At 66.0% G+C, this 25,072-nt stretch carries 18 protein-coding genes and 1 tRNA gene; 16 read left to right on the forward strand and 3 right to left on the reverse strand.

The window, feature by feature from the left end:
- Nucleotides 1-148: 148 nt before the first annotated feature.
- The 3 genes from CV023_RS19090 to CV023_RS02020 form a co-directional block, all read right to left on the reverse strand.
- On the reverse strand, nt 149-223 hold the full coding sequence (locus tag CV023_RS19090; RefSeq protein ID WP_369299098.1) for a 50S ribosomal protein bL37: 75 nt from the start codon (nt 221-223) through the stop codon (nt 149-151).
- A gap of 81 nt (nt 224-304) precedes the next feature.
- Nucleotides 305-916 (reverse strand): GDSL-type esterase/lipase family protein, encoded by a 612-nt coding sequence (locus tag CV023_RS02015; protein WP_230743800.1) that lies wholly within the window; start codon nt 914-916, stop codon nt 305-307.
- Nucleotides 913-4,665, reverse strand: a complete 3,753-nt coding sequence (locus CV023_RS02020; RefSeq protein WP_230743801.1) for a multifunctional oxoglutarate decarboxylase/oxoglutarate dehydrogenase thiamine pyrophosphate-binding subunit/dihydrolipoyllysine-residue succinyltransferase subunit — start codon at nt 4,663-4,665, stop codon at nt 913-915. The genes CV023_RS02015 and CV023_RS02020 overlap by 4 nt, the downstream gene beginning before the upstream one ends.
- Before the next feature lie 101 nt (nt 4,666-4,766).
- Here CV023_RS02020 and CV023_RS02025 point away from each other — a divergent pair, with 101 nt between their 5' ends.
- The 16 genes from CV023_RS02025 (at nt 4,767) to prmC (ending at nt 25,028) form a co-directional block, all read left to right on the forward strand.
- Nucleotides 4,767-6,224, forward strand: coding sequence for a GuaB1 family IMP dehydrogenase-related protein (locus CV023_RS02025; protein WP_230743802.1), 1,458 nt, complete (start codon nt 4,767-4,769; stop codon nt 6,222-6,224).
- 134 nt (nt 6,225-6,358) lie between these two features.
- Nucleotides 6,359-7,690, forward strand: coding sequence for a hemolysin family protein (locus tag CV023_RS02030; protein WP_230743803.1), 1,332 nt, complete (start codon nt 6,359-6,361; stop codon nt 7,688-7,690).
- Nucleotides 7,687-8,742, forward strand: a complete 1,056-nt coding sequence (locus CV023_RS02035) for a hemolysin family protein (RefSeq protein ID WP_230743804.1) — start codon at nt 7,687-7,689, stop codon at nt 8,740-8,742. The genes CV023_RS02030 and CV023_RS02035 overlap by 4 nt, the downstream gene beginning before the upstream one ends.
- A 343-nt stretch (nt 8,743-9,085) precedes the next feature.
- Nucleotides 9,086-10,141 carry a M15 family metallopeptidase gene (locus CV023_RS02040; RefSeq protein WP_230743805.1) on the forward strand — a complete coding sequence of 352 codons (1,056 nt, stop codon included), beginning with the start codon at nt 9,086-9,088 and terminating at the stop codon, nt 10,139-10,141.
- A 100-nt stretch (nt 10,142-10,241) separates the two neighbouring features.
- Nucleotides 10,242-10,317 (forward strand) — tRNA-Arg (locus CV023_RS02045).
- Nucleotides 10,318-10,493: 176 nt separating this feature from the next.
- On the forward strand, nt 10,494-11,315 hold the full coding sequence (locus CV023_RS02050) for an ABC transporter ATP-binding protein (protein WP_230743806.1): 822 nt from the start codon (nt 10,494-10,496) through the stop codon (nt 11,313-11,315).
- On the forward strand, nt 11,312-13,861 hold the full coding sequence (locus CV023_RS02055) for an FtsX-like permease family protein (protein WP_230743807.1): 2,550 nt from the start codon (nt 11,312-11,314) through the stop codon (nt 13,859-13,861). Before CV023_RS02050 ends, CV023_RS02055 begins: the two co-directional genes overlap by 4 nt.
- 50 nt (nt 13,862-13,911) lie before the next feature.
- Nucleotides 13,912-15,087: an MFS transporter gene (locus CV023_RS02060; protein ID WP_230743808.1), complete on the forward strand. Its 1,176-nt coding sequence runs from the start codon at nt 13,912-13,914 to the stop codon at nt 15,085-15,087.
- A gap of 156 nt (nt 15,088-15,243) precedes the next feature.
- Nucleotides 15,244-15,981 carry a DALR anticodon-binding domain-containing protein gene (locus tag CV023_RS02065; RefSeq protein ID WP_230743809.1) on the forward strand — a complete coding sequence of 246 codons (738 nt, stop codon included), beginning with the start codon at nt 15,244-15,246 and terminating at the stop codon, nt 15,979-15,981.
- Nucleotides 15,981-17,417 carry a diaminopimelate decarboxylase gene (lysA, locus tag CV023_RS02070; protein WP_230743810.1) on the forward strand — a complete coding sequence of 479 codons (1,437 nt, stop codon included), beginning with the start codon at nt 15,981-15,983 and terminating at the stop codon, nt 17,415-17,417. Before CV023_RS02065 ends, lysA begins: the two co-directional genes overlap by 1 nt.
- Before the next feature lie 40 nt (nt 17,418-17,457).
- On the forward strand, nt 17,458-18,765 hold the full coding sequence (locus tag CV023_RS02075) for a homoserine dehydrogenase (protein ID WP_230743811.1): 1,308 nt from the start codon (nt 17,458-17,460) through the stop codon (nt 18,763-18,765).
- Between the two features lie 2 nt (nt 18,766-18,767).
- Complete coding sequence (thrC, locus tag CV023_RS02080; RefSeq protein WP_230743812.1) at nt 18,768-19,853, forward strand: threonine synthase; 1,086 nt, start codon at nt 18,768-18,770, stop codon at nt 19,851-19,853.
- Nucleotides 19,850-20,758 (forward strand): homoserine kinase, encoded by a 909-nt coding sequence (gene thrB / locus CV023_RS02085; RefSeq protein ID WP_230743813.1) that lies wholly within the window; start codon nt 19,850-19,852, stop codon nt 20,756-20,758. The genes thrC and thrB overlap by 4 nt, the downstream gene beginning before the upstream one ends.
- A gap of 224 nt (nt 20,759-20,982) precedes the next feature.
- Nucleotides 20,983-23,037, forward strand: coding sequence for a transcription termination factor Rho (gene rho / locus CV023_RS02090; protein ID WP_230743814.1), 2,055 nt, complete (start codon nt 20,983-20,985; stop codon nt 23,035-23,037).
- A 1-nt stretch (nt 23,038) separates the two neighbouring features.
- Nucleotides 23,039-24,115 carry a peptide chain release factor 1 gene (gene prfA / locus CV023_RS02095; protein WP_230743815.1) on the forward strand — a complete coding sequence of 359 codons (1,077 nt, stop codon included), beginning with the start codon at nt 23,039-23,041 and terminating at the stop codon, nt 24,113-24,115.
- Nucleotides 24,075-25,028, forward strand: coding sequence for a peptide chain release factor N(5)-glutamine methyltransferase (gene prmC / locus CV023_RS02100; protein ID WP_230743816.1), 954 nt, complete (start codon nt 24,075-24,077; stop codon nt 25,026-25,028). The genes prfA and prmC overlap by 41 nt, the downstream gene beginning before the upstream one ends.
- Nucleotides 25,029-25,072: the final 44 nt, after the last annotated feature.

Here is a 25,072-nt window from a genome sequence, read left to right on the forward strand (position 1 = left end):
AGCCGTTGCGAGCCTGCAGCAGAGCAGGCGCGGCAGCATCCGCAGGGCAACGTCGCAGATTTACGCAGACGGCAGATGAACGAAGACGAGGGCGGGAAGAGTGTGATCACTCTTCCCGCCCTCGTCATGCGCGTGATGATTCAGCGCATCAGCTGTTCGGACGGTTGCCGTGGTTCGCTTTGGAACGGCGGCGGTCGCGACGCTTACGGCCACGCTTGCTCATAGCAGCACTCCTTCAATAGACGGTTAATTCTCTCATGATCGCCCGGTGAGGGCAAAGCCTGTCACGGAGGGTCGCTCCAGGTCAGTCGCCGAGGACGTCCTGGACACCGAGCCACTGGAACCAGCCGCGGTGAAGTACCAGCCACGCCAGGAGTCCATAGCCTTCCTGAGCCGGCAGATGATCACGTGACGAAGCGAGCTCCCGCTGCCAGACCGGGTGGCCCAGCAGGGGAGTGAAGGTGTCGACATAGGCGATGCCGCGCCGTTTGGCGACATCGGAGAAGCTCGCATTGAGTTCGGCGATTCCCCGATTGCGGTCCGAATCGTGTTCGGGGGGCGGTCCGATGACGAAGGCGGAGACCTTTCGAGCCAAAGCCTCGTCGAGGACATTGGCCACATCGAGACGGGCCCGAGCCACGGACCGACCCGTGTCGAGGTCTCCCGATCCCAGGGCCAGCACGAGACGATTGTCGCTGTCGGAGCTGAACCGCAGGGTCGCCTCGGCGATCGTGCGGGCATGCAGCCCCGAGGAATCCTCATGGGGGACAGCCAGGGGATAGACCTTGAGCTCGGGCAGGCTGGGCAGGGTTCGCGCGGTGACGCGACCGACCCAGCCGAGCCCGCGGCCGTCGCCGTGACCGGCGACCAAGGGGCCGCCGATCACCGCAACGGTCGTCGAGGTTTCGCTGCTCACCGGCGGAAGGCCCGGTCGACGACCTCTTGCTGCTGCAGCTCATGGAGGTGCTTGAGTCCGGTGGCGGTGGCGGCCGAAGCGGTACGGGCGACCACGGTCAGCTCACGGTCGCCGAGGATCTCGGGCAGGTTGAGCGCCATGAACGGCCATGCTCCCTGGTTCTCCGGCTCCTCCTGAGCCCAGATGAGCTCGGCCGAGGCCGGGTAGCGATCGAGGATGGCGGTGATGGCCTCCGCATCGAGCGGGTAGAGCTGCTCGACCCGGACGAGTGCGGTCTTCGTGTCCTCGGACTTCTCGCGCTGGGCCTTGAGGTCCCAGTAGAGCTTGCCGGAGACGAGGACCACGCGATCGACCTGCTCGGCATCGACGGTGGAATCGTCGATGACCGGCTCGAAGGTGCCCGAGGTGAACTCCTCGGGGGAGTTCGCCGCTGCCTTGAGTCGCAGCATCGACTTCGGCGTGAAGACGATGAGCGGGCGCTTGTTCGTCGTCATCGCATGGCGACGGAGCAGATGGAAGTAGGAGGCTCCGTTCGAGGGCAGTGCGACCGTCATGTTCGACTCCGCGCACAGTTGCAGGTAACGCTCGATGCGGGCCGAGGAGTGATCGGGACCCTGCCCTTCATAGCCATGGGGCAGGAGCATGACCACACCGGAGTTCTGCTGCCACTTCTGTTCGGAAGAGGTGATGAACTCGTCGATGACGGACTGGGCACCCTGGGCGAAGTCGCCGAACTGGGCTTCCCAAGCCACCAGGGCATCCTTGCGCTCGACCGAATAGCCGTACTCGAAGCCGACCGCGGCGTACTCGCTCAGCAGCGAGTCGTAGACCCAGAAGCGGGCCTGATCGTCGCTGAGGTTCTGCAGCGGTGTCCACTCGTTGCCGTTGACGGAGTCGATGAGCACCGAATGGCGCTGAACGAAGGTTCCGCGACGCGAATCCTGACCGGCCAGTCGCACCGGGACCCCGTCGATGAGGAGCGACCCGAAGGCGATGAGCTCGGCGAAGCCCCAGTCGATGCCGCCGGAGAGCGACATCTCCTTGCGCTTCTCGAGCAGCGCCCGCAGCTTCTTGTGGATGGTGAAGCCCTCGGGAATCTCAGCGAAGGCCTCACCGATGCGGGTGAGCGTCTCGGGGCTGATCGCCGTCTCGGCGTCGTTGAACGCTTCGATGTCGCTGGGCACATGCGGGTTGTTGAACGCATTGCCGTCGTAGGGACCGGTCTCGGCCTCCTTGGTCTCGGCGAAGGCCGATTCCAGCTTCGACTGGTAGTCCTTGAGCGCCTCGGCGGCCTCGTCGTCGGTGATGCACTTCCTGCCGACCAGCGACTCGGTGTAGACCTTGCGCACCGAGCCCTTCTTCTCGATCAGCGAGTACATCAGCGGCTGGGTCATCGAGGGATCGTCTCCCTCGTTGTGTCCGCGGCGGCGGTAGCACACGAGGTCGATGACGACATCGCGGTTGAATTCCTGCCGGTATTCGAAGGCCAGGCGGGAGGCGTGGACGACAGCCTCGGGATCATCGCCGTTGACGTGGAAGATCGGGGCGTTGATCGACTTGGCCACGTCCGTGCAGTAGAACGAGGACCGCGCCGAGGCGGGCGGCGTTGTGAACCCGACCTGGTTGTTGATGATGACGTGGATGGTGCCGCCGGTGCGGTAGCCGCGCAGCTCCGAGAGGTTGAGCGTCTCGGTCACCACACCCTGTCCGGCGAAGGCGGCATCGCCGTGGACGAGGACCGGCAGGACAGTGAATCCTGCCTCACCCTGGTCGACGACGTCCTGCTTGGCGCGGACGATTCCCTCGAGAATCGGGTCTACCGTCTCGAGGTGGCTGGGGTTCGCCGCGACGTAGACATCGGTCGAGTTGCCGGCGGGGGAGGTGAAGGAGCCCTGAGTGCCGAGGTGGTACTTGACATCTCCGGAGCCCTGCACGCTGTCGGGGGACATGGTGCCGTCGAACTCGCGGAAGATCTGCGCATAGCTCTTTCCGGCGATGTTCGTGAGCACATTGAGCCGACCGCGGTGGGCCATGCCGATGGCGACCTCGTCGAGACCGGAATCGGCCGACTGGTTGAGGATCTCATCGAGGAGGACGATCGCGGACTCGCCACCTTCGAGGCTGAAGCGCTTCTGCCCGATGTACTTCGTCTGCAGGAATGTCTCGAAGGCCTCGGCGGCATTGAGGCGACCGAGGATGTGTCCCTGCTCCGAGCGGGTGAGCTCCTGATGGGGAACCTCGATCTTGGCCTGGAACCAGCGCCGCTGCAGAGGATCGGCGATGTGCATGTACTCGAAGCCGATGGTCCGGCAGTAGCTGTCGCGCAGCAGTCCGAGGATGCTGCGGAAGGGCATCATCGCCTTGGCGCCGAAACCGCCAGTGGGGAACTCGCGTTCGAGGTCCCACAGCGTCAGTCCGTGCTGGTTGATGTCGAGATCCGGGTGGGACCGCTGACGGTAGACCAGGGGGTCGATGTTGGCCATCAGGTGACCGCGGGTGCGGTAGGCGTCGATGAGCTCGATGACGCGCGCGGTCTTGTTGACGTCGTCCTGGTCCTCCGCCGAGACGTCGGGCACCCAGCGCACCGGCTCATAGGGCAGTCGCAGGGACTCGAAGACGTCGTCGTAGAAGCCGTCTTCGCCGAGCAGGTAGCCGTGGACGAGCTTGAGGAACTCACCCGAACCGGCGCCCTGGATCACGCGGTGATCGTAGGTCGAGGTCAGTGTCAGCACCTTCGAGACAGCGAGCTTGTTGATCGTCTGCTGGCTCGCACCCTGGAATTCGGCCGGGTAGTCGAGTGCGCCGACGCCGATGATGCAGCCCTGGCCCTTGGTCAGGCGCGGCACCGAATGCACGGTGCCGATGCCGCCGGGGTTCGTCAGCGACACGGTGGTCCCGGCGAAGTCATCGGCGGTGAGCTTGCCCTGGCGGGCCTTGTCGACGAGGCCGTCGTAGGCATCGACGAACTGGCGGAAGGTCAGGGTCTCGGCCTTCTTCACATTGGGCACCAGAAGGCTGCGCGTGCCGTCCTTCTTCGGGACGTCGATCGCGAGACCGAAGTTGATGTGCGCCGGTGAGACCATCACGGGCTTGCCGTCGCGGACGTCGTAGGAGACGTTCTGCGAGGGGAAGTTCTTCAGCGCGCGGATGACGGCGAAGCCGATCAGGTGGGTGAAGGAGACCTTCCCGCCGCGCGTGCGCTTGAGGTGGGAGTTGATGACGATGCGGTTGTCGATGAGCGCCTTGGCAGGCAGCGCCCGCACCGAGGTGGCCGTGGGCACCTCGATCGAGTCATCCATGTTCTTGGCGATGAGCTTGGCAGGTCCGCGCAGCGGGGTGACGGTCTCCTCGGGTGCCGGCTTGGGCTCGGCTTCCTTGACGACGACCTTCGGCACGGACTTCGTCTCGGCCTTCAGCGTCTCGGTCTCGGCAGTCGAGGGAGACACGCCTCGCGACGTCTCCTTCGCTGCGGGCTCAGCGGCCGAGGACTCGGTCGGGCCCTTCGCCGCGGACTTCGCCGCAGGCTTCGTGGGGGCAGCGGACTTCGCCTGTGCACCCGATCCGCCGGTGGGCTTGGTGCCAGCAGAGGCTTTGTCGCCTCCGCTGTTCTTCTCGTACTTGTCGAAGAACGGCCACCAGGACTTGTCGACCGAGTTCTTATCTGACTTGTACTGCTCATACAATTCCTCGACCAACCATTCATTCGACCCGAAGTCGTCGACGGTGCGGTTCGGAGTATTGACGGACACGGCGTTGATCGCCTACTTCCTGATTCAAGAATTGCTGCTTAACGACATGACCAGCCTAACGCGATGTGCCCTCTTATGTGCACATAAGGGACAATAGTGTTATGCGTTTCATCTCAAATGACCCGAACACCGATCTGACCTACTCCGATGTGTTCCTCGTCCCCAACTCGTCCATGTTGACCTCGCGTTTCGACGTCGACCTCACCACGGTCGATCCGACGGCGTCGACGACCCCGATCGTGGCCGCGAACATGACAGCCGTGTCGGGCCGGAGAATGGCCGAGACGATGGCGCGCCGAGGCGGTCTCGCCGTGCTTCCCCAGGACATTCCCCTGACCGCCGCCGTGGACACGATCAAGTGGGTCAAGAGCCGCGATCGGATCTTCGAATCGGCGCTGCGATTCTCCCCGGACGACACCGTGCTCAGCGCCCTGCACGTCCTGGCCAAACGCCCCCACGGCTTCGGCGTCGTCGTCGATGATGCCGGCCGTCTCGAAGGCGTCATCGATGCCGCGGGCCTGGGAGACGTCGATCGCTTCACCTCGGTGTCGGATCTCCTCGAATCCTCGCCCCACGTGCTGCGCGCCTCCGAGATCGACTGGAACGACGAGGCGCAGCTCGAATCCCTCTACGAATCGATGAATGAGGCGCGGGCGGCCTTCGCCGCGGTCGTCGACGAGGAGAACATGGTGCTCGGCTGCCTGACTCCGAAGTCGCTGCTGCGCTCATCGATCTACGGACCCAACGTCGATGACCGCGGCAGACTCAAGATCGCGGTGGCCATCGGGGTCAACGGCAGGGCCGTGGAACGCGCACAGGCCCTAGTCGAGGCAGGGGCAGACGTGCTCGTCGTCGACACCGCCCACGGCCACCAGGTGAAGATGCTCGATGCGCTCAGTGCGATCGCCGGTGCCGATCTCGGTGTGCCGATCGTCGCAGGCAACGTCGTCACCGGTGACGGCGTCCGGGACCTCGTCTCTGCGGGCGCGCAGATCATCAAGGTCGGAGTCGGACCGGGCGCCATGTGCACGACCCGGATGATGACGGCCGTGGGACGACCGCAGTTCTCTGCGGTGCGCGAATGCGCCGAGGCGGCCCGCGAGCTGGGCGCGCACGTCTGGGCCGACGGGGGAGTCCGCTACCCCCGGGACGTGGCCTTGGCACTGGCGGCCGGAGCCTCTCAGGTGATGATCGGCTCATGGTTCGCCGGCACCCACGAATCCCCGGGCGACCTCCTGCTCGACGGAGAGGGACGGAAGTACAAGGAGAGCTTCGGAATGGCCTCGGCGCGTGCGGTGGCGAATCGGACCCGGACGGAATCGGCATTCTCGCGGGCCCGCAAAGGCCTGTTCGAAGAGGGCATTTCTGCGTCCACGATGTACATCGACCCACAATCTCCTGGGGTTGAGGACCTCCTCGACGGCATCACCTCGGGAGTGCGCAGCTCCTTCACCTATGCCGGGGCCCGCAATCTCGAGGAATTCGTCGATCGTGCCACCGTGGGCGTGCAGAGCGCGGCCGGTTATGAGGAGGGCCGACCACTCGCCCGGAGTTGGTAGGATTCTTCCATGCACAGTGACAGTCCCGGCCGGCGGGAAGCCGGCGCCCCAGACGATGACCCCTATCCCCTCAAGCGGGTCGATCGATACACACACAGAGATCTCCTGACCGCGAACGGCAGGGATCGTCACTGATGGAATGGCTGTTCCTCGCCCTCGCTCTGATCCTCATTCTCGGCACGGGCGTCTTCGTGGCCGCAGAATTCTCCCTCCTCACCCTCGATCGTCACACCGCCGACAAGGCGGTCGAAGACGGTGTCGTCGGCGCGAAGACCCTGCGCCAGTCGATGACCCACCTGTCCACCCAGCTCTCTGCGGCACAGGTGGGCATCACGATCACGACGCTGCTCACCGGTTATCTCATGGAGCCCTCGCTCGGGAAGCTGCTGGCACCCGTGTTCGAGTCCTGGGGTGTCGGCCCCGGCCTGGCGGCACCGCTGGCGCTGACGATCGCGCTCATCGCCTCGACCATCCTGTCGATGATCTTCGGCGAACTCGTGCCCAAGAACCTCGCGATCGCCGTGCCTCTGGCCACCGGTCGGATCGCGGCACCGATGCAGTACGTCTTCTCGATCGTGTTCAAGCCGATCATCGCCATGCTCAACGGGACCGCGAATAAGATCCTGCTGTCGATGGGCATCGAGCCGCAGGAGGAGGGCTCCGTGGGGCGCTCTCCCGAAGAGCTGACCTCGCTGGTGCGCCACTCTGCGGAGGAGGGCATGCTCGATGAGCAGACCGCGGATCTGCTCGAGCGGACGCTGAGCTTCTCCGAGCGCAGCGCCGAGGACGTGATGACCCCGCGGACGAGAATGTCCTCGGTGGTCAAAGACACCACCGCCCGACAGATCATCGAACAGGCCCGCGAGACCGGTTACTCGCGATTCCCCGTGGCGGGGGAGGACAAAGACCACATCGTCGGCGTCGTCCACGTCAAACAGGCCTTCGCCGTGCCCCTGTCCAATCGCGACGATGCCTACGCCGGAGGGTTGATGACCGAGGTCACCGAGATCCCGGAGACCCTCCGACTCGACCCGCTGCTCATGGAGCTGCGCGCCCAGGGACTGCAGATGGCGGTCGTCGTCGACGAATTCGGCGGCACCGCCGGAGTCGTCACGCTCGAGGACGTCGTCGAGGAGCTCGTGGGCGAGGTCGCCGACGAGCACGATCGGATGCGAGTGGCCGCACGCCCGGCTCGTGACGGCACCTGGATCGTGCCCGGGCAGCTGCGACCCGACGAGATCTCGTCGACGATCGGGATCGACATCCCCGAGGACTCGGACTACGAGACCCTCGCCGGATTCGTCCTCAAGGAACTCGGCCACATTCCCGAACCCGGGGACAGTGTGCGCACCGATGACGCACTGATCCGCGTCGAGCGGATGCACGGACGCCGGATCGAACGACTGCGGGTGGTGCTGCGCGCCACGGATGCCACGGCCTACGAACAGCGAGGTGAGAGCCGATGAGCGCCGATTGGTTCGGACTCGTCTGGTTGGTCGTCCTGCTGCTGGGCAACTCCTTCTTCGTCGCCGCGGAGTTCGCCGTGGTCGCTGCCAAGCGCTCACAGATCGAACCGCGTGCGGCGGAGGGCTCAGGGGCCGCCAAGACTGCCCTCTATGCCATGGAGCATGTCTCGCTGATGCTGGCGATCTGCCAGCTGGGCATCACCGTCTGCTCTCTGCTGTTGGGAAATGTGGCAGAACCGGCGATCCACCATCTGCTCGCCGGGCCGCTCGAAGGCCTCGGCATTCCCGCGGGCCTGTCCTCGACGATCTCCTTCGTCCTCGCCCTCGGCGTGGTCACCTATCTGCACGTGGTCATCGGTGAGATGGTGCCCAAGAACATCGCCCTGGCGACATCGGCGCAGGCCGTGATGATCCTGGCGACCCCGCTCGTCTTCCTGGCCCGCGTGTTCGGGTTCGTCATCAGGCCGCTCAACGGTCTGGCGAACTGGGTCCTCCACCTGATGAAGGTCGAGGCTCGCGACGAGGTCAATGAGGCCTACACGATCGAACAGGTCGAATCGATCGTGGCCGAATCCAAGCGCGAAGGTCTGCTCTCCGATGACACCGGACTGCTCAAGGGCGCCCTTGAGTTCAGCGACAAGACCGCCGCGGACATCATGGTGCCGATGTCCGAGCTCATCACGATCTCGGACAAGGTGACTCCCGACGAGCTCGTCACCCTGGTCGGCAAGACAGGATTCTCCCGCTACTTCGTAGTCTCCGCGGACGGCTACCCGCAGGACTATCTGCACATCAAAGACGTCCTCTACGCCGACAGCGACGTCGAATACGACGCACCGGTGCCGGCCAAGCGCTTCCGGCCGCTGTTCACCGTCACCGCCGGTGATGAGGTCGAGGAGGCGCTGGCGCAGATGCAGAAGGCCGGCATACACGTCGCCCGTGTCATCGATGCCGAGGCGACGGTGCTGGGACTGCTGTTCCTCGAAGATGTGCTCGAAGAGCTCGTCGGCGAGGTGCAGGACGCGATGCAGCGCGGCCGCTTCGACGGCTGACCGGATACGGCGGCAGGGCTCCGAGGCCATGGACTCGGCGGCCGTGCTCGGTCCGGCGGGGCCGTGATCTCGCACACGATGCGGGCCTCATCTGTGATGGGGCCCGCATCGTCGCCCCGGATGTGTAACGATATGTAACGAAAACAGCACTCCGGAGCACCGTCTTTCCCGCATCTGCGTGGTCTGCGACACACCGAAACCGGAATATTCGCTGGTCACGCGCCTAGTATGAACGAAAGGTGACATTTGGTAACGGGGTCGTTATAGTGTTGTGACATAAGCTTTTCGGGCGCCGACGTTCTTGGGCCCGAGGTACATCCGACAGTCAACAGTATGGAGCACTATGTCGAGTCAGTCCTCGACCGTCGAGGCGCCGCCGGTTCGCCGACGCGATCTGCGCAAGCAGGAAGCCTCCTCCAAGGGTTCAGCGCTCTTCACCCGGAAGTCCGCGACGCAGGAGTCGCGGCCTTCGCACACAGACACCTCCGCACTCTCACCTCGCCGTGCCGCCATGGCCGCCGAGGCGCGGGCCCTCCAGGGATCTCCTCGCCGCGCAGCGATGGCCAAGGAGACCGAGCGCTCGCACAGCACGTTCGCCGCAGCAGGCCACGGCAGTCCCGCCTCCGTCGCCACCCGTTTGGGCAGCCGCGGTTCGGACGGTTCGCTGCTGCGCTCGGTTCGTCTTCGTCGCATCACCACGGCCTCAGCCCTGGCGACGGTGTCGGTGACCGGAACGGCTATCGCGGCGGTGATGATCGCAGGCAACATGAGCGGACAGCAGGAAGTCAAGGTCGACGAGACAGCTGCCCAGTCACAGCCGCAGGCCATCAACGCAGAGTCGGTCTCGGCCGATGTCCAGCTCGATAAGGACGACAAGACCTCGATGGCGATCGGCGCTCCGAGCGCCAAGCAGACGAAGGCCGAGGCGGCCTCGCGCGCCATCACCAAGACCGTGCTTCCCGGTTGCGATGGCAAAGCTCCCTCCGGGGACGTCTCCAACGGCGAACTGCCCGACGAATGGCTGTGCAAGATCGGCATCGGCGATCACAAACTGCGCACCGACGCGGCAGTCTCCTTCGCCAAGATGAATGCGGCCTTCAAGAAGGACACCGGCAAGGATCTCGCCGTGACCGATTCCTATCGCTCCCTGGAATCCCAGATCTCCGTGGCCGCCCGCAAACCGGGATTCGCTGCTCGTCCCGGAACCTCGAATCACGGATTGGGCCTCGCCGTCGACCTCGGTGCCGGCACCTCGAGTGGAACCGGCGAACAGTACGACTGGCTCGTCGCCAATGCGAAGAAGTACGGCTGGGAGAATCCCGACTGGGCCCAGCGCAATTCCTACGAACTCTGGCACTGGGAATACGTTCCCGGCCGCAAGGACATGAAGGGCGCCTGAACCCCCTTCTTGTAAGTTGAGAGCCGCGTGCAGTCGAATTCGACTGCACGCGGTTTCGTTTTGGGAGCGTCCCCGGATCGGTGATAGCATTGCATCCGTTGCCCGCGTAGCTCAGTGGATAGAGCGTCTGCCTCCGGAGCAGAAGGTCGTAGGTTCGAATCCTGTCGCGGGCACCATCCGAACCGCCCACCTCACATATCGAGGTGGGCGGTTCTGCTTGTCCTGTCGACCTTGTCCCGGCGGCCTCACCCACTGCCTCGCAGCCTCGGGTGCCGAGTCGGCAGATGAGCGGCCGGGCCGGGCACCGACTAAGGTAGACGGTGACGATGCCGGTCCGCGTGCGAAAGTGAAGATGTCGAATCCTGCAGGAGTGTCCGAAGCCGAAGCGGCCAGCCCCCGGGGCGCCGTGCGCACTCACGATTCAGGCGCGGATGGACCCGCCGCAGGCGATATCGTGCTGCGAGCCGAGCACCTGCGCAAGGGCTTCGGCCGGGGCGATACCGCGGTCAACGCTCTCGATGACATCAGCGTCGACTTCGAATCGGGTCGGTTCACCGCGATCATGGGTCCCTCGGGTTCCGGGAAATCGACTTTCATGCACGTCCTTGCGGGACTCGACCGCGTCGACGCGGGATCGATCACCATGCGCGGCCAGGAGATCACCTCCCTCGATGACAAGGAGCTCACCCAACTCCGCCGCGACCGGGTCGGGTTCATCTTCCAAGCCTTCAACCTCGTGCCCACACTCAGCGCAGAACAGAACATCGAACTGCCCGTCGCACTGGCCCGAAAGAGAATCGACCGGGACTGGAAGGCCGAAGTCATCGACCGCCTCGAACTCGGCGACCGCCTCGGCCATCGTCCGCATGAACTCTCCGGAGGACAGCAGCAGCGGGTCGCCGTCGCCCGTGCGCTGCTGACCAGGCCGGACGTCATCTTCGCCGATGAGCCGACCGGCAATCTCGATTCCCACGCGGGCGCGGAGGTGCTCGATCTCCTCGGCAGCGCCACCACTGTCTACGGGCAGACGATCATCATGGTCACCCACGACCCGGTCGCCGCCTCACACGCCGATCGGGTCGTCTTACTCAAGGACGGACGCGCCGGTGGAGAGGTCAGACGGCCGACCCGCGAAACGGTGGTGACGGCGCTGAGCGAACTGAGCGATCTGTGATCGCTGTCGCTCTGGCCCAGATCCGCATCCACTGGGCCAGATTCCTCGCAATCGGACTCGGGATCGCACTTGCGGCCGGCTTCGTGGCCACCACGATCATCATCAGCTCCTCGCTGCAGGCGAGCCTGCGCGAGTCGGTCGGCAACGCCTTCTCGAACGCGGATCTCGTCGTCATCCCCGGACAGGACGTCTTCGTCGACGGACGCGAGATCGCCCCTCTGGTCGAGCCGCTGTCGACAACGGACGGGGTGGACTCTGTGGCGGTGTCGTCGCGGACCACGACCAGCGGACGCGGCAGCACATTCTCCGAGAGCACCTTCGCCCTCTCGCCGTCCCCAGCTGATCCTGGTCTCGACACCTTCAGCATCGTCGAAGGCAGCCGACCGCTGGCAATCACCGATCTCGTCCTCGATGAGAAGACCGCGCAGGATCTCGGTGTCGGAATCGGCGACGAGGTCCGGTTCTCCGTCGACGTGGTTCCCGTCGAGAACGGCGAGGACGATGTTCCGATCTACCGCGGACCGAGTCAGAGCACGACCACGTTCACGGTGGTCGGCATCGCCGACATGGGCGTCGACCCCAGCGCCCCGGGGATGAACCGGGCACTGACCACCTCGGCGAGCTATCAGGAGCATTTCGCCTCCCAGGGCGATGTCATCGCCGTCCAGGTCGCCCTGGACGACTCCGCGGACCCGGCCGAGGTGCGTCGCGGTCTGCAGGCGGCGATCGACTCCTCTCAGCTGGACAAGAGCCTCGAGGTGATGGACGTCGCGGAAGCCACCGAGGCCAAGGCCGAACGGCTCTCGGGCGGCAATGACGTCATCGCCGCCATGCTGCTCGTCTTCGCAGGGATCTCCGTGATCGTCGCGATCCTCGTGGTCTCCAACACCTTCTCCGTCATCGTCGCCGGTCGCCGTCGTGAATTCGCGCTCCTGCGCTGTCTCGGCGCCTCCAGGACACAGATCTACGCCTCCGTGGTCGCAGAGGGCGGCGCGGTCGGCCTGATCGGTTCGGTCCTCGGGGTGCTCGGGGGCACGGGGTTCAGCTACGCCCTCTCCGCCTTCGCGAAGCGCCTGTGGCCGGAGAACTTCGCCCACAGCATCGTGGAGGTGCCCGTGACCGCGCCGGCCGCGGGCATCGCCGTCGGCGTGCTGCTGACGATCCTCGCCACGATCCGACCGGCCCGCAGCGCCATCGCCGTCACCCCGCTCGAGGCGCTGCAGCCCTTCGACGCCTCGTTCGCCCCGGCCTCGCGGAGCCGGCCCCGGCAGATCTCCGGGTGGTCGGCCATCATCCTCGGAATCGGTCTGCTCACCGTCTCGCTCGCTCTGGCCGCCTCCTCCCAGGGCTGGGTCCTCGGGGGAGCTCTGGGCGGTGCCCTCATCGTCACCGGCCTCGTGATCAGCTCCGCCCAGATCATTCCTCCGATCGTCGCCGGGATCGGGGAGCTCGTACTCAGCCCCTGGGGAGTCCCGGGCCGTCTGGCGACATTGAACACGCTGCGCAATCGCCGGCGCACCGCCACCACCGCCAGCGCACTGATCATCGGCGTGACTCTCGTCTCGACCATCCTCGTCGGAGGACTGTCGACGAAGGCCACACTCGGGCACGGACTCGACGAGCGCTTTCCCGTCGACGTCGCCGTCCCTCTCGACACGGCGGTCGACGAGGACGCCCTCGACAAGCTGCGCTCTCTCGAGCCGGTGTCCGCCGTCGCCGTCGCGCATCGTGCGCAGGCCCTCGACGACATCGACGGCGCCGTCCCCGAACTCTATGTGATCGATCCGGAAGCGGCCGCAAGCGTCCTCGGCGAGGGTGCTCCGGAACTCAGCCCCGGTCGCGTCATCGTTCCCGAGGACTACCCCGCTTCGACGGTTCGGGCCAAAGGCCTCAACGAGATGAACGTGCCCGTGGAGAAGCAGGGAAACTCGAATCTTGCCCTCTTCACCACCACCGACGTCGGCAACGATCTCGGAGTCTCCGCGACGACCACCTCGGTGCTGGTCAAGCTCAGCCCCGATGTCGATGTGGCGGGCATCTTCGCAGTCCAGAGTCAGATCGCCGAGATCCTCGACGTCTCCAGCGACGAGGTGACCGGCTCGGCCATCGCTCGCGGGGTCTACTCCGAGTTCATCGACGTCCTGCTCGTGTGCGCAGTGGTCCTCCTCCTCGTCGCCGTCCTCATCGCCCTCCTCGGGGTCTCGAACACCGTGAGCCTCTCGGTGATCGAACGCCGCCGGGAGAACGCTCTGATGCGCGCCCTGGGCCTGAGCATCGCGCAGCTGCGGGCCCTCCTCGCCCTCGAAGCCGTGCTGGTCTCATCGGTGGCCGCACTGATCGGCATCGTCCTCGGCGGGGGACTGGGCATCGTCGGCACGCGCCTGCTCACGATCGACTTCGCAACTGCGCTCATCGTCGACTGGTCGCTGCCGGCATCACTGGGCATCCTCGCGGTGGCGGTGATCGCGGGCCTCCTGTCGGCACTCGCACCGGCCCGGCGGGCGGCCAGACTCTCGCCCGTGGAGGGACTCAAACACGGGCACTGAGCCCACCCCGCCATGCCCGGCCGGGGAGGGGCGATGGTACAAAGAAGACCATGAGATCTGCGTGGACAGGAATTCTGGTCATCCTCGGAATCATCGTCGCCGCATTCAACCTTCGGCCCGGTGTGACAGGTCTGTCCCCTCTGCTCGATCTGATGGGACAGGACATCCGCCTCGGCGCGACCTTCCTCGCCGTCATCGGCATGCTACCCCCGCTGCTCTACGGACTCAGCGGCTTCATCACCCCACGCCTGTACAACAGGTTCTCGGGACTGACGATCACCCTGGCCGCGATGGTGATGATCGCGGTCGGACTCGGTGTGCGCGCGCTCATCGACTCCCCGGTGATCTTCCTCGGCCTCAGCGTGCTCGCGCTGCTGGGCATGGGCATCGGCAACGTCGTGATCCCGCCGATCGTCAAGTCGTACTTCCCCGACCGGGTCGCCCTCATGTCGACCGTCCATGTCGGCCTGCTGCAGCTGGGCACCTTCATACCGCCGCTCGTCGCCGTGCCCTTGGCCACAGGCCTCGCGTGGCGCGGATCGCTGCTCGTCTGGGCGGGCTTCGCCGGACTCGCCGTCCTCGTCTGGGTCCTCATCGTCGTGCTGCGCCCGGCTCCCCGCGCCGAGGTGGCCGCGACCGTCGTCGGCGGCAGCGAGCTCTCCCGCCTGGTCAGGAGCCCTCGCGCCTGGGCACTGATGACGATGACGGGCCTGACCTCATTCAACAACTTCATCCTCTTCACCTGGCTGCCCTCGCTGCTCACCCGGGCCGGATTCGATGCGACCTTCGCCGGGGCCATGCTCGCTCTCGTCACCGCGATTCCCCTCGTCCTCGGGTTCGTGCTGCCCGCACTGGCCCAGAAGATGCGGTCGGCCTATGTCATCGTCGCGGCCTTCTGCCTGAGTCTGGCCCTGGGATACATCGGACTGTGGCTGATTCCGAGCGCGGCCCCCGTGCTGTGGACGGTTCTGCTGGGCGTCGGGATCTCCACGTTCCCCCTGGCACTGACGCTGATCACCCTGCGCTCGGGCAGCGCGGAGTCCTCGGCGGCACTGTCCGGCTTCGTCCAAGGAGGCGGCTATCTCATGGCGGCCGTCGGCCCGCTCGCCTTCGCCTTCCTGCTCCAGAGCTTCGACGCCTCCTGGCCCGCCTATCTGCTCGTCCTCGCCTCGGTCGGGGTCAAGTTCGCGGTCAGCCACGCGGCGTGTAGACCCGGGACGATCTGAGACCTGGAACGATCTGAGACCCGGGACGATCTGAGACCCTTCCGCTGCGCCGCCGCGACCGCAGCCCCACCGCAGGCCGATGACGGCGGTCTCGCAATGAGAGCGAAGACGACGTCGGATTCGTCCTCGCCAGATGCCGAATAGTACTCTGTCCGAGTGACCCCGGAACTTCTGCATGCCGCACTGGAGCGCGCCTCGGCGACCGCTCGTGCGGCGCAGGGATCCGCTCCGGCTCCACATCCCGACTTCTTCGTCCGCCGACCCGATTCGCACGAACACGGGGACTGGACGACGAACCTCGCCCTGTGCGACGCCACCGGCGACCCCCGACGATACGCCGCGGAGATCGCGGCCCGCATCCGCACCGAGCCGCGCGTGGCCGCCGCCGAGGTCGCCGGGCCGGGCTTCATCAACATCACCCTGACCACGGCCGGCCGGTCCCGGGCAGCCCTCGAGATCGTGGACCTGGGGGAGGGCTTCCTGCCCGGCCAGGCGGTGTCGGATGCAGCCGAGGGAGTGCGGCGCATCCAGCTGGCCCATGCGGCCGCCCACCGCGCGCACCGTCGTGCGACAGCGGCCGGGATCGATCCGACCGACTTCGACGCGGATACGCTCGTCCATGTCACCGAGGTGGTCCTGCTGAATGCGCTCGCGCAGGCTCGCAACGGTCTGCCTCGGGCTCTCGACTCCGGCGATGGGAGTTCTTTCCTCGCCACACTGTCGGCCGTGGTCGAGGCATTCGAGGACTGGATCGCCGTCTGCGTCGTGACTCCGACGATCGACGTGGAGATCGCGAGGGTCCACGCCTCCCGGCTGCTGCTGGTCCGCGCCGCCATCACCGTCCTCGCCGCAGGACTTCGACAACTGGGAGCTTCGGCCCCGGAGAGGATGTAATGCCCGCACATATCGCAGGACCTCTGCACGCGACCCCGGCTCCCGTCTGGCTGCCCTACCCCGAGGATGTCAACGCTCTGCTGCCGAGTCTGTGGTCGGACAATGTCACGAAGACCGCCGAGGGAGTGCTCAGCATCGCCGGACACGAAGTCACGGAGCTCGCGGAGCGGTTCGGAACGCCGACTCTGGTGATGGACGTCGCCGACTTCAAGGCCCGGGCCCAGACCTACCTGTCGACCTACTCCGCCGCCTTCTCCGAGGAGAAGGGGCTGGCCGGCGTCGATGTCTTCTATGCGGGCAAGGCCTTCCTGTGCACCGCAGTCGCCCGCTGGGTGCACGAGGCCGGACTCGGACTCGACACCTGCACTCTCGGCGAGATGATGATCGCTCGGGCCGCCGGCGTGCCCGGTGAGCGGGTCGGCCTGCACGGCAACAACAAGTCCGCGGCCGAACTCGAATACGCCCTCGACTACGGCGTCGGCAGAATCTTCGTCGACAGCCTCGACGAGGTCGCCCTGCTCGAATCGATCGCCGCCGCCAAGGGCGTGCTCGCGCCGGTGATGCTGCGGGTGACCGTCGGCGTCGAAGCTCACACCCACGATTTCATCGCCACCGCGCACGAGGATCAGAAGTTCGGCCTGTCCGTCTCCGATGGGACCGCCGCAGCCGCCGCGGAGGTCGTCGCGAACTCGCAGCATCTGCGCTTCGACGGCCTGCACTCCCACATCGGCTCCCAGATCTTCGACATCTCCGGGTTCCGCGTCGCGGCCGCCCGAGTGCTCGAACTCCGTGCGCAGATCATGGCCGAACACGGCGTCGACCTGCCCGATATCGATCTCGGCGGCGGATTCGGCATCCGCTACACCTCCCAGGACACTCCGATTCCCGTGGCGGAGATGGCGGGAGAACTCGCCGAGGTGGTCGCGAAGGAATGCCGCGGCCTGGGCACGAACGTGCCCCGGATCTCGATCGAACCCGGCCGGGCGATCGTCTCGCCCACGATGTTCACGCTCTATCGGGTCGGCACCGTGAAGCGAGTGGCCACGGACAGCGGCGAACGCACCTACGTCGCGGTCGACGGAGGAATGAGCGACAACATCCGGACCGCGCTCTACGACGCGGACTACTCGTGTACCTTGGCCAACCGGGCCTCTCAGGCAGAGCCCGCCATCGTCCGGGTCGTCGGCAGACACTGCGAATCCGGAGACATCATCGTCCGCGATGAGTACATCGGCGCCGACGTCACCGCCGGCGACCTCGTCGCGGTTCCCAGCACCGGCGCATACTGCCGTTCTCTGGCCAACAACTACAATCATCAGCCCCGCCCCGGAGTCCTGGCGGTGAGTGCGGATACAGTTGAGTGGATCGTGACTCCCGAGGACCACACCCAGATGTTCTCCACGGACCCGGGAATGGCCCAGGTGAGGAACGGATGATTTGCACGAACAGCTTCGATCACAGCGGAAAGGTGAGGATATGCAGGCGCTGAAAGTGGCCATGCTCGGATGCGGCGTCGTCGGCACGGAGGTCGCCTCCCGCATTCAGAACCGGGGTGACGGTCTGGCGGAGCGCATCGGCGCGCCTCTGGAGCTGAGCGCGGTCGTCGTCCGCGATATCGAGAAGGACCGTCCCGGCATCGACCGCTCGCTGCTGACGACAGATGCCGAAGCGGCGATCGCCGGGGCAGACATCGTCATCGAACTCATGGGCGGCATCGAGCCGGCGAAGTCCCTCATCACCGCCGCCCTCGCCCAGGGCTCATCGGTCGTCACCGCGAACAAGGCGCTCCTGGCCGGCCACTACGGCGAACTCATGTCCGCGGCCGATCGCGCCGGGGTCCGCCTCGAGCACGAGGCCGCAGTGGCCGGTGCGATCCCGATCATCCGTCCGGTCGGCGATTCGCTGGCCGGCGACCGGATCGAACGGATCATGGGCATCGTCAACGGCACCACCAACTACATCCTCGACCAGATGGACACCGAGGACTGGGACTTCGCCCATGCGCTGGCCACCGCACAGGAGCTGGGCTTCGCCGAGGCGGACCCCACGGCCGATGTCGGCGGACACGATGCCGCGGCCAAGGCCGCGATTCTGTCCTCGCTGGCCTTCCACGCCCCCGTCTCGATCGACGACGTCCACGTGGAGGGCATCGAGTCGATCACCGCGGAGATGGTCGAGACCGCCCGGGACCAGGGGTTCGTCATCAAACTCCTCGCCGTCTGCGAACGAGTCGCGGACTCACCGGCCGGTGCCGGTCTCTCGGCGCGCGTCTATCCCGCGCTGCTCGGCCGCAGCCACCCCCTGGCGACCGTGCGCGGAGCCTTCAACGCCGTCTTCATCGAGGCGGAGGCGGCCGGTTCGCTGATGTTCTACGGCCAGGGTGCCGGCGGTGCCCCGACCGCCTCGGCAGTGCTCGGCGACGTGGTCTCCGTGGCCCGCCGGAAGGTGCTCGGCGGGCGCGGACAGTATGAGCGCCCGTTCCACTCCGACTCGCGGATCCTGCCGATCTCGGCCATCACCACCAGGTACCACATCACGCTCGACGTGGTCGATCGTCCCGGTGTCCTGGCCGCCGTGTCGGAGGTCTTCGCCTATGAGGGCGCCTCCATCGAACTCATGCGCCAGACCGTGGGAGAGATCGACGACCAGGGCATCCAGCATGCCAAACTGGTGCTCGCCACCCACACGAACACCGACGCGACCCTGAGGGGAACGGTCGATCGCCTCGGCGGCCTCCCCGTGGTCCGCGCCGTCAAATCCGTGATCCGTGTAGAAGGACAGTGAGAATGACATTTCCCAGACATCAGTGGCAGGGCGTCGTCGAGGAGTACCGGAGCCTGCTCGGCATCTCCGATTCCACCCCCGCGGTCACCCTCGGAGAAGGCGGAACACCACTGATCCGGGCGGAGAAGCTCAGTGAGATCACCGGCGCCGAGGTGTGGGTGAAGTACGAAGGCCTCAACCCGACCGCATCGTTCAAGGACCGCGGCATGACGATGGCGATCACGAAGGCCGTGGCCCACGGTGCCAAGGCCGTGATCTGCGCGTCGACGGGCAACACCTCCGCCTCGGCCGCGGCCTATGCGACCAAGGCCGGACTGACCTGCGCCGTGCTCGTGCCGACGGGCAAGATCGCGCCGGGCAAGATGAGCCAGGCCATCGCCCACGGGGCCACCCTGCTCGAGGTCGACGGCAACTTCGACGACTGCCTGACGCTGTGCCGCAAACTCTCCGAGTCCTATCCGGTCCACCTCGTCAATTCGGTCAATCCCGACCGCATCGAGGGCCAGAAGACCGCTTCCTTCGAGGTCGTCGACGTGCTCGGCGATGCCCCGGACATCCATGTCCTGCCCGTCGGCAACGCCGGCAACATCACCGCGTATTGGAAGGGCTACCGCCAGTACCAGGAGATCGGCGTCTCGACTCGCCTGCCGCAGATGTGGGGATTCCAGGCGGCCGGTGCCGCCCCGATCGTCCTCGGCCACCCCGTGGACGAACCCGACACCATCGCCACGGCGATCCGTATCGGCAATCCCGCCAGCTGGGCGCAGGCCATCGAAGCCCGGGATTCCTCGGGCGGAGTCATCGATTCGGTCAGTGATGAGGAGATCCTGGCCGCTCACAAGATCCTCTCCCGCGACGAGGGCATCTTCGTCGAACCGGGTTCGGCGGCCTCGGTGGCCGGCCTGCTCAAGATGTCCGCGGCCGGAAAGGTTCCGAGCGGGGCGAAGATCGCGGTGACCGTGACGGGACACGGCCTCAAGGATCCCAGTTGGGCGCTGCACACCGCCGACGGCTCGGAGATCGAACCCCTGCGGGTCTCGGTCGACGCGGTCAGCGCCGCACGGGCCCTGGGACTCGAAGACCGGTGAGTGTCCGGATCCGACTCGAGGTCCCGGCCACCTCGGCGAATCTGGGGCCCGGCTACGACGCCTTCGGCCTCGCCCTGGACCTGGTCGACACGCTGACGCTGACCGTCCATGACGAACCGGTCGCCGACGAGTCCTGCGTGAGCGTGACGGGGGAGGGGGCCGAGTCGCTGCCGCGAGATCGCACCCATCTGATCATGCGCATCATCACCGAGGTGCTCGCCGGCGAATTCCCCGAGGCGATCGAGGGACTCGCCGAACGGCTGAGCCTCGACTGCGTCAATCGGATACCGCACTCGCGGGGACTCGGCTCCTCGGCCGCAGCGGTCGTGGCCGGGATCGCACTGGCCGGAGAGGTCGCCGCCGTCTTCGGCGGCGGCGAGCTCGACCGGGCACGCGTGCTCGAACTCGCCACGGAATACGAGGGCCATCCGGACAATGCGGCGCCCGCCGTCTACGGCGGTCTGACGATCTCGCTGTCCCACCCTGCACGGGCCTGGCAGGTCGCGGTCACCACCCTGTCCACGGTCACCGTCCTTGTTCCCGAGCATCGCCTCGACACCGATATCGCCCGCGGCCTCATCCCCGTCTCGATCGAACATGAACGTGCCGGCGAGAATTCGGCGCGGACGGGTCTCCTCGTCCACGGCTTCGCCTCCGACGCCTCGGTGCTCTTCGAAGCGACGCAGGATCAGCTGCATCAGGAATTCCGCCGCGAGGCCTACCCGGAGTCGATGGATCTCGTCGACGCCCTGCGGTCGCGGGGGCTGCCCGCGGTGATCTCAGGGGCCGGTCCGACGGTTCTGGTTCTCGCCGACTCGGTGCCCGCCGATTGTGTGCCGGAGTCGGTGGCGCTGCTGCGCACGCCCATTGACCTCGGGGGATATCGGGTGTTCCGAGAAACTTGAGCAATCGATTCGCAAGATCGTCGATAAGCAAGTAAACTGAGGGTGTTCCTCCAGTGATCGGGTTGTGCGATATACATCGCGAACCCACATTCAATGTCACAGATTCTGGAACGTCTCCTGCTCATCTTCAGCAGGTTTTCTTTCACAATGCACCGTCAACGGTGTTTCCGTCGCCGTGAGTAAACGGCTCTTGCCGCACGGCCGAAAGAGGGAGAAGGACCTTCGTGTCTGAAACCACTACTCAAGATTCCACGCCTCGTACGGGCAGTCTGACCGCCCTGCGTCTGCCCCAGCTCCAGGAAATGGCAGCGGGCCTGGGAATCAAAGGGTACCGTCGACTCCGCAAAAGCGAGCTGATCGACGCCATCAACAACCAGAACGGCTCGGGAGCGGCGAAATCCGCACCGAAGTCCGGCTCCGCCGCACCTGCAGCCTCCGAGAAGTCTGCCGACGACTCCAAGGCCGCCGACTCAGCGAAGAACGACGAAGCGAGGAGCGATGCGCCGAAGGGCCGTAGCTCGCGTCGCTCCGCGGCCTCGGTCACCTCGGATGAGGCACCCGCTCTGATCATCGAGCCGCAGTCCGATTCCGACTCTGCGAACGCACAGGAGTCCGCGCCGGCGCAGTCTTCCGGAGACGAGGATCGTTCACGGTCGCGCCGGGGACGTTCGCGTTCCCGCAGCGGTGACGGGCAGAAGGACGACCGCGCTCAGGACTCCGAGGAGTCGAACGATCGCGGATCACGCGGCGATCGCGGCGGCAACGGACGCAACGATCGGGGCGGCAACGGCGGCAACAACGACCGCAACAACGACCGCAACGGCAGCGACCGCAGCAACGATCGCGATGACCGCAACGACCGCGGCAACGACCGTGACGATCGCGGCAATGATCGTGATGACCGCAGCGACCGGGGCAACGACCGGGGCGGAAATGACCGTCGCAATCGTCAGGGCGGGGACAACGACGACCGTGGAAACCGCAACGACCGCGGCAACAACGATCGTCGGAACAACCGCAACAACAACGACGACGATGACCGCGGCGGACGTCGCGGTCGCGGCCGGGATCGCAAACGTCGCGGACGCGGCAACGACGAGCCCGAGATCCGCAACGACGACGTGCTCATCCCCGTCGGCGGCATCCTCGATGTCCATGACAACTACGCCTTCCTGCGGACATCGGGCTACCTGCCCGGTCCCAATGACGTCTACGTCTCCGCATCGATGGTCCGCAAGAACGGTCTGCGCAAGGGCGATGCCGTCGCCGGTGCCATCCGTCAGCCGCGCGAGAACGAGCAGCGCAACAGCAAGCGCGAGAAGTTCGACGCTCTCGTGCGCCTCGATTCCGTCAACGGTCTGACCGTCGACGATGCGCGCAGCCGGGTCGAATTCTCGAAGCTGACACCGCTCTACCCGCAGGAGCGCATGCGGCTCGAGACCACCTCGAAGCTGCACGCGACGCGCATGATCGATCTCATCACCCCGATCGGCAAGGGCCAGCGCGGCCTCATCGTCGCGCCCCCGAAGGCCGGTAAGACGACGATCATGCAGCAGATCGCCAACGCGATCACCGAGAACAACCCTGAGGTCCACCTCATGGTCGTCCTCGTCGACGAGCGTCCCGAGGAAGTCACGGACATGCAGCGTGCGGTGCAGGGAGAGGTCATCGCCTCGACCTTCGACCGTCCCGCCGACGATCACACGACCATCGCCGAACTCGCCATCGAACGGGCCAAGCGCCTCGTCGAGATGGGATCGGACGTCGTCGTCCTCCTCGACAACATCACCCGACTCGGCCGTGCCTACAACATCGCACAGCCCGCCTCGGGCCGGATCCTCTCCGGCGGTGTCGATGCGAACGCACTGTACCCGCCGAAGAAGTTCTTCGGTGCCGCCCGCAACATCGAGAACGGCGGCTCGCTGACCATTCTCGCCACGGCGCTCGTCGAGACCGGATCCAAGATGGACGAGGTCATCTTCGAGGAGTTCAAGGGCACCGGCAACATGGAGCTGCGCCTGAGCCGTCAGCTCGCCGACAAGCGCATCTTCCCGGCCATCGACGTCAACGCCTCGAGCACACGTCGCGAGGAGATCCTGATGACCGGCGAGGAGACCAAGGTGATGTGGCAGCTGCGCCGTCTGCTCTCGGGTCTCGAGCAGCAGCAGGCCGTCGAACTGCTCATGTCCAAGCTCAAGGAGACCGGCTCGAACGTCGAGTTCCTCATGCAGGTGCAGAAGACCACTCCACTGCCGAAGTCCTCGACCGACAACAGCTGAGATGGCCGATGACACCCTCGCCGCCAACGTCAGCGCACTGCTCGATGAGCATTCGAGACTGCAGGAGGAGCTCTCCGATCCTGCTGTCCACACTGACGCCGGCCGGGCCAAGAAGCTGACGAGGCGCTACGCCGAACTCGAGAAGGTGGCCGTGGCCGCCCGTCGGTTCGCTCGGCTCGAAGAGGATCATGCGGCCGCGGAGGAACTCGCGGACGACGACTCCGAATTCGCCGCCGAGGCGGGGCGCCTGGCCGAGGAGATGAGCGAGGTCGAGACCGCGCTCAAGGATCTCCTCGTGCCCAGCGATCCCGATGACGCCCGAGATGCGATCATCGAGATCAAGGCCGGCGAGGGCGGCGACGAGTCAGCTCTCTTCGCGGGCGACCTGCTGCGGATGTACCAGCGGTGGGTCGACTCGCGGGGCTGGTCAGCACAGATCCTCGACGCCACGCATTCGGACCTCGGCGGCTACAAGGACGTCTCGATGGCCATCAAGGCCAAGGACGAAGGCGCCTACGGGTGGCTCAAGTTCGAAGGCGGTGTCCACCGGGTGCAGAGAGTCCCGGTGACCGAATCGCAGGGGCGCATCCACACCTCGGCCGCAGGCGTGCTCGTCTTCCCCGAGGTCGATGAGCCCGAGGAGATCCACCTCGACGACAACGATCTGCGCATCGATGTCTACCGTTCATCGGGTCCCGGCGGACAGTCGGTGAACACCACGGATTCGGCCGTGCGGATCACGCACCTGCCGACCGGCATCACCGCCAGCTGCCAGAACGAGAAGTCACAGCTGCAGAACAAGGAGGCGGCGATGCGGATGCTGCGTGCCCGCATCCTCGCCAAACAGGCCGATGAGGCCGCGGCCGAGGCCGCCGACATCCGCCGGTCCCAGGTCCGCACCGTCGACCGTTCGGAGCGAATCCGGACCTACAACTTTCCGGAAAATCGGATCACCGATCACCGAACGGGATACAAGGCCTACAACCTCGACCAGGTGCTTGCCGGCGATCTCGATCCGGTGGTCGGCTCCTGCCGTGATGCCGACAAGGCCGCTCGCCTCGACGCCCTGGGAGACTGATCTGGACGCGCACCCCCGGCAGCGCGTGTCGACCCTGCTGCGTGCGGCCGAGGGGCTGCTCGCCGAGGCCAGCATTGCCAATCCCGCGCCGGACGCTTCGTCCCTGCTCGCTCATGCGTGGGGAATCGAGACCCAGACGCTGTCGCGGCGACGCCTCTTCGACGAGGAGGTGCCTGCCGAAGTGGCAGGTGACTTCGCGCGCTTATGCGAACGACGCAGACAGCGTGTCCCACTCCAGCATCTGACCGGCACCGCCCACTTCCGCCATCTCGAACTCAGCGTCGGACCCGGTGTCTTCGTTCCCCGCCCCGAAACCGAACTGCTGGTGACAGAGGTCCTCGAGGAGCTCAAGTCCCGTGCCGAGGGCGCTGCTCCTCTCGTCATCGATCTGTGCTCCGGATCCGGGGCGATCAGCCTGTCCCTGGCCAGTGAACATCCCGGGGTCCGGGTCATCGGCGTCGAACGCGAACGCACCGCCCTCGAATGGTCGCGGATCAACCTCGAGCGGACCCACCTCGGCGAGTCCTCGGTCGACTTCGTCGAGGGCGACGCGACGACCTTCGCCGACGACACGCCTGCACTCCACGGCAGCGCCGATGTCGTGGTGACCAACCCTCCCTATGTCCCCGATGCGGCTGTCCCACGTGATGCCGAAGTGCGCGAGCACGATCCCGCTGCCGCACTCTACGGCGGATCGACCGGTCTCGAGATCCCCGCGCAGATCATCCTGCAGGCCGAATCGCTGCTGCGCCCCGGTGGATTCTTCATCATGGAACACAGTGAGGAACAGGGGGCGGGGGCGCGCGAACTCATCGCCTCCACGGCCAGTCTGAGACAGGCCGCGACCTTCCCGGACTACACTGGACGCGACCGCTACACGGTGGCTCGGCGCATGACAGAGACGAGCCGGTGACCACGGGGATCCCTCCGTCGCCACTGCCACCCGAGATTCGAAAC

The organism is Brevibacterium sp. CCUG 69071, from assembly GCF_021023135.1.
GTDB lineage: Bacteria > Actinomycetota > Actinomycetes > Actinomycetales > Brevibacteriaceae > Brevibacterium.